The sequence below is a fragment of the Rhodococcus sp. 14-1411-2a genome (assembly GCF_002259485.1).
Lineage (GTDB): Bacteria > Actinomycetota > Actinomycetes > Mycobacteriales > Mycobacteriaceae > Rhodococcoides.
This window is the reverse complement of sequence record NZ_NPGA01000023.1, coordinates 1-5,276: the sequence shown is the minus strand read 5'-3', so window position 1 is coordinate 5,276 and position 5,276 is coordinate 1. Positions and strand designations below refer to the sequence as shown.

The 5,276-nt window shown below is 56.0% G+C and carries 3 rRNA genes; all 3 read right to left on the bottom strand.

Features of this window, described 5'->3' with window-relative positions:
- Window positions 1–2: 2 nt before the first annotated feature.
- The 3 genes from rrf to CH291_RS26445 all read right to left on the bottom strand — a co-directional run bounded on the left by rrf (window position 3) and on the right by CH291_RS26445 (window position 5,272).
- Window positions 3–119: ribosomal RNA gene (gene rrf, locus CH291_RS26455) — 5S ribosomal RNA — on the bottom strand.
- 141 nt (window positions 120–260) lie between these two features.
- Window positions 261–3,415, bottom strand: a 23S ribosomal RNA gene (locus tag CH291_RS26450).
- Window positions 3,416–3,754: 339 nt separating this feature from the next.
- Window positions 3,755–5,272: ribosomal RNA gene (locus tag CH291_RS26445) — 16S ribosomal RNA — on the bottom strand.
- Together the 16S, 23S and 5S rRNA genes form the textbook arrangement of a ribosomal RNA operon.
- Between the last annotated feature and the right edge of the window lie 4 nt (window positions 5,273–5,276).

Below are 5,276 nucleotides of genomic sequence, written 5' to 3'. Positions count from 1 at the left end.
GTGTTCGGCGGTGTCCTACTCTCCCACACCCTGTCGAGTGCAGTACCATCGGCGCTGGAGGGCTTAGCTTCCGGGTTCGGAATGGGACCGGGCGTTTCCCCTCCGCTATGGCCGCCGTAACTCTGCGAAACAATGCAGATCACGAGCGAACCGTGTGTCCATCCCGATAGAGGGCTGGACGCGGATTCGTGTATTCGGTTGTGCTTGCTGAACAACTCGTGTGTTGTTTCAGATATTGCACAGTGGACGCGTAGCTTCTTTGTGGTAAGTCCTCGGCCTATTAGTACCAGTCACCTGCATCGGTTACCCGACTTCCAGTTCTGGCCTATCAACCCGGTGGTCTGCCGGGGGCCTTACCCCCTCGAGGGGGTGAGAAACCTCATCTTGGAACAGGCTTCCCGCTTAGATGCTTTCAGCGGTTATCCCTTCCGAACGTAGCCAACCAGCGGTGCTCCTGGTGGAACAACTGGCACACCAGAGGTTCGTCCGTCCCGGTCCTCTCGTACTAGGGACAGCCTTCCTCAAGTTTCTTACGCGCGCGGCGGATAGAGACCGAACTGTCTCACGACGTTCTAAACCCAGCTCGCGTGCCGCTTTAATGGGCGAACAGCCCAACCCTTGGGACCTACTCCAGCCCCAGGATGCGACGAGCCGACATCGAGGTGCCAAACCATCCCGTCGATATGGACTCTTGGGGAAGATCAGCCTGTTATCCCCGGGGTACCTTTTATCCGTTGAGCGACACCGCTTCCACTTGCCGGTGCCGGATCACTAGTCCCGACTTTCGTCCCTGCTCGACTTGTCAGTCTCACAGTCAAGCTCCCTTGTGCACTTGCACTCGACACCTGATTGCCAACCAGGCTGAGGGAACCTTTGGGCGCCTCCGTTACATTTTAGGAGGCAACCGCCCCAGTTAAACTACCCACCAGGCACTGTCCCTGAACCAGATCATGGTCCGAGGTTGAGGTATCCAATACGATCAGAGTGGTATTTCAACAACGACTCCACAGTAACTGGCGTCACCGCTTCACAGTCTCCCACCTATCCTACACAAACCGAACCGAACACCAATACCAAGCTGTAGTGAAGGTCCCGGGGTCTTTTCGTCCTGCCGCGCGTAACGAGCATCTTTACTCGTAATGCAATTTCGCCGAGTCTATGGTTGAGACAGCTGAGAAGTCGTTACGCCATTCGTGCAGGTCGGAACTTACCCGACAAGGAATTTCGCTACCTTAGGATGGTTATAGTTACCACCGCCGTTTACTGGGGCTTAAATTCTCAGCTTCGCTCTTACGAGCTAACCGGTCCTCTTAACCTTCCAGCACCGGGCAGGCGTCAGTCCGTATACATCGTCTTACGACTTCGCACGGACCTGTGTTTTTAGTAAACAGTCGCTTCTCACTGGTCTCTGCGGCCCCACCCAGCTCACACTGCAAGAGTGATCACCGAACGAGGCCCCCCTTCTCCCGAAGTTACGGGGGCATTTTGCCGAGTTCCTTAACCATAGTTATCTCGATCGCCTTAGTATTCTCTACCTGACCACCTGTGTCGGTTTGGGGTACGGGCCGTGTAACAACTCACTAGAGGCTTTTCTCGGCAGCATAGGATCACTGAATTCGCCTCAATCGGCTACGCATCACCTCTCAGGCTTGATGAACGGCGGATTTGCCTACCGTTCGCCCTACAGGCTTACACCAGTACAACCACTGACTGGCCCAGCTACCTTCCTGCGTCACCCCATCGCTTGGCTACTACCAGATCAGGTCCCACGCATCCACCCGCAGTCGATGTACCCGAAGGCACACGATCAACGAGATTCAGGGTGGTTAGTGTCACTGATTCACCATGGGCGCGGTTACACGGGTACGGGAATATCAACCCGTTGTCCATCGGCTACGCCTGTCGGCCTCGTCTTAGGTCCCGACTCACCCTGGGCGGATTAACCTGGCCCAGGAACCCTTGGTCATTCGGCGGACGAGTTTCTCACTCGTCTTTCGCTACTCATGCCTGCATTCTCACTCGCGCAGCCTCCACACCTGGATCACTCCGATGCTTCCATGGCTGCACGACGCTCCCCTACCCACCCACACACCTGCACACAAATCCGCAGACTTGCATGGGGCTGTTGTGTGAGTGCCGCAGCTTCGGTGGTGTACTTGAGCCCCGCTACATTGTCGGCGCAGGATCACTTGACCAGTGAGCTATTACGCACTCTTTCAAGGGTGGCTGCTTCTAAGCCAACCTCCTGGTTGTCTTCGCGACCCCACATCCTTTTCCACTTAGTACACGCTTAGGGACCTTAGCTGGCGATCTGGGCTGTTTCCCTCTCGACTACGAACCTTATCGCCCGCAGTCTCACTGCCACGCTCTCACTCACCGGCATTCGGAGTTTGGCTGATTTCGGTAAGCTTGTAGGCCCCCTAGACCATCCAGTAGCTCTACCTCCGGCGAGAAACACGTGACGCTGCACCTAAATGCATTTCGGGGAGAACCAGCTATCACGGAGTTTGATTGGCCTTTCACCCCTACCCACAACTCATCCCCTCAGTTTTCAACCTAAGTGGGTTCGGTCCTCCACGACGTCTTACCGTCGCTTCAACCTGGCCATGGGTAGATCACTCCGCTTCGGGTCTAGAACACGCCACTACACCACTTACGTGGATACGCCCTATTCGGACTCGCTTTCGCTACGGCTACCCCACACGGGTTAACCTCGCGACATGCCACTAACTCGCAGGCTCATTCTTCAAAAGGCACGCCATCACCAGCCATGACAAGTCATGCACCGGCTTTGACGGATTGTAAGCGCACGGTTTCAGGTACTATTTCACTCCCCTCCCGGGGTACTTTTCACCTTTCCCTCACGGTACTAGTCCGCTATCGGTCACCAGGGAGTATTCAGGCTTATCGGGTGGTCCCGACAGATTCACAGCAGATTTCACGGGCCCGCTGCTACTTGGGTATTCGCAACGACAGTTGCAGTGTTTTCGTCTACGGGACTCTCACCCTCTACGACAGGCCGTTCCAGACCACTTCGACTAACACCACAATTTCTCACTGTCGGCCGATCCGGCAGAATCGACAATGCAAACCCCACAACCCTCCATACGCAACCCCTGCCGGGTATCACACGCACAAAGTTTGGCCTCATCCGCTTTCGCTCGCCACTACTCACGGAATCACTGTTGTTTTCTCTTCCTGTGGGTACTGAGATGTTTCACTTCCCCACGTTCCCTCCACACACCCTATATATTCAGGTGCAGGTAACACGACATCACTCGTGCTGGGTTTCCCCATTCGGACACCCTCGGATCACAGCTCGGTTGACAGCTCCCCGAGGCTTATCGCAGCCTCCTACGTCCTTCATCGGCTCCTGGTGCCAAGGCATCCACCGTACGCTCTTCATTACTTACAACAAAGATGCTCGCGTCCACTGTGCAATTCTCAAACAACACACAACCAAGAAACCCACGTGCTACCAGCCACCACCGAAGCGATGCGATGTAAACACAATCTCTTGCTCGTATATGTCTTGCCTAGAAAGAAACATGCTTTCGCGTGTTCTCTCAGGACCCAACAGTGCATCGATATAACCCGTCCGTGTCTCCGGCATTGCCGGCGACACGATGAACGAATTGGTTGTCAGTGTTCCACCCGTGAGCACCGCAGTCCTACATATGAGGACTAAACGGTTTCTGTCGCTGGATCGTCTGCTGACTGTTCAGCAGTGCATCCGAGCGAAGAGGCTCCTTAGAAAGGAGGTGATCCAGCCGCACCTTCCGGTACGGCTACCTTGTTACGACTTCGTCCCAATCGCCGATCCCACCTTCGACGGCTCCCTCCCACGAGGGGTTAGGCCACCGGCTTCGGGTGTTACCGACTTTCATGACGTGACGGGCGGTGTGTACAAGGCCCGGGAACGTATTCACCGCAGCGTTGCTGATCTGCGATTACTAGCGACTCCGACTTCACGGGGTCGAGTTGCAGACCCCGATCCGAACTGAGACCAGCTTTAAGGGATTCGCTCCACCTCACGGTCTCGCAGCCCTCTGTACTGGCCATTGTAGCATGTGTGAAGCCCTGGACATAAGGGGCATGATGACTTGACGTCGTCCCCACCTTCCTCCGAGTTGACCCCGGCAGTCTCTTACGAGTCCCCGCCATAACGCGCTGGCAACATAAGACAAGGGTTGCGCTCGTTGCGGGACTTAACCCAACATCTCACGACACGAGCTGACGACAGCCATGCACCACCTGTACACCGACCACAAGGGGGACCGTATCTCTACGGTTTTCCGGTGTATGTCAAACCCAGGTAAGGTTCTTCGCGTTGCATCGAATTAATCCACATGCTCCGCCGCTTGTGCGGGCCCCCGTCAATTCCTTTGAGTTTTAGCCTTGCGGCCGTACTCCCCAGGCGGGGCGCTTAATGCGTTAGCTACGGCACAGATCCCGTGGAAGGAACCCACACCTAGCGCCCACCGTTTACGGCGTGGACTACCAGGGTATCTAATCCTGTTTGCTACCCACGCTTTCGTTCCTCAGCGTCAGTTGTTTCCCAGAGACCCGCCTTCGCCACCGGTGTTCCTCCTGATATCTGCGCATTTCACCGCTACACCAGGAATTCCAGTCTCCCCTGAAACACTCAAGTCTGCCCGTATCGCCTGCAAGCCCGAAGTTGAGCCCCGGGTTTTCACAAACGACGCGACAAACCGCCTACGAACTCTTTACGCCCAGTAATTCCGGACAACGCTCGCACCCTACGTATTACCGCGGCTGCTGGCACGTAGTTAGCCGGTGCTTCTTCTGCAGGTACCGTCACTCACGCTTCGTCCCTGCTGAAAGAGGTTTACAACCCGAAGGCCTTCATCCCTCACGCGGCGTCGCTGCATCAGGCTTCCGCCCATTGTGCAATATTCCCCACTGCTGCCTCCCGTAGGAGTCTGGGCCGTGTCTCAGTCCCAGTGTGGCCGGTCACCCTCTCAGGTCGGCTACCCGTCGTCGCCTTGGTAGGCCATTACCCCACCAACAAGCTGATAGGCCGCGGGCCCATCCTGCACCGATAAATCTTTCCACCACACACCATGCGGCATGCGGTCATATCCGGTATTAGACCCAGTTTCCCAAGCTTATCCCAGAGTGCAGGGCAGATCACCCACGTGTTACTCACCCGTTCGCCGCTCGTGTACCCCGAAAGGCCTTACCGCTCGACTTGCATGTGTTAAGCACGCCGCCAGCGTTCGTCCTGAGCCAGGATCAAACTCTCCGTAAAAGAC